Genomic DNA, 1,170 nt, shown 5'->3' with positions numbered 1-1,170 from the left:
ACACACCTGTTATAGGATCAAGCCTTACGGGCAATTAGTATCAGTTAGCTTAACGCATTACTGCGCTTCCACACCTGACCTATCAACGTCCTGGTCTTGAACGACCCTTCAAGGGGCTCGAAGCCCCGGGGATATCTCATCTTAAGGCGAGTTTCCCGCTTAGATGCTTTCAGCGGTTATCTCTTCCGAACATAGCTACCCGGCGATGCCACTGGCGTGACAACCGGTACACCAGAGGTTCGTCCACTCCGGTCCTCTCGTACTAGGAGCAGCCCCCTTCAAATATCCAGCGCCCACGGCAGATAGGGACCAAACTGTCTCACGACGTTTTAAACCCAGCTCACGTACCTCTTTAAATGGCGAACAGCCATACCCTTGGGACCGGCTACAGCCCCAGGATGAGATGAGCCGACATCGAGGTGCCAAACACCGCCGTCGATATGAACTCTTGGGCGGTATCAGCCTGTTATCCCCAGAGTACCTTTTATCCGTTGAGCGATGGCCCTTCCATACAGAACCACCGGATCACTATGACCTGCTTTCGCACCTGCTCGACTTGTCGGTCTCGCAGTTAAGCACGCTTATGCCATTGCACTATCAGCACGATTTCCGACCGTACCTAGCGTACCTTCGTACTCCTCCGTTACACTTTGGGAGGAGACCGCCCCAGTCAAACTGCCTACCATGCACTGTCCCCGATCCGGATCACGGACCAAGGTTAGAACCTCAAACAAACCAGGGTGGTATTTCAAGGACGGCTCCACGCAGACTGGCGTCCACGCTTCATAGCCTCCCACCTATCCTACACAGATCGGTTCAAAGTCCAATGCAAAGCTACAGTAAAGGTTCATGGGGTCTTTCCGTCTAGCCGCGGGGAGATTGCATCATCACAAACACTTCAACTTCGCTGAGTCTCGGGAGGAGACAGTGTGGCCATCGTTACGCCATTCGTGCAGGTCGGAACTTACCCGACAAGGAATTTCGCTACCTTAGGACCGTTATAGTTACGGCCGCCGTTTACCGGGACTTCAATCAAGAGCTTGCACCCCATCATTTAATCTTCCGGCACCGGGCAGGCGTCACACCCTATACGTCCACTTTCGTGTTTGCAGAGTGCTGTGTTTTTATTAAACAGTCGCAGCCACCAGTTTATTGCAACCCCTTCACCCT

1 rRNA gene is annotated in these 1,170 nt (G+C 53.1%); it reads right to left on the bottom strand.

Annotated elements, in window-relative coordinates:
• Window positions 1-13: 13 nt before the first annotated feature.
• Window positions 14-1,170: ribosomal RNA gene (locus tag P3T25_RS48570) — 23S ribosomal RNA — on the bottom strand; the annotation flags it as partial.

The sequence above is a fragment of the Paraburkholderia sp. GAS32 genome, assembly GCF_050434225.1.
Lineage (GTDB): Bacteria > Pseudomonadota > Gammaproteobacteria > Burkholderiales > Burkholderiaceae > Paraburkholderia > Paraburkholderia madseniana.
This window is presented reverse-complemented; position numbering and strand designations above follow the sequence as displayed.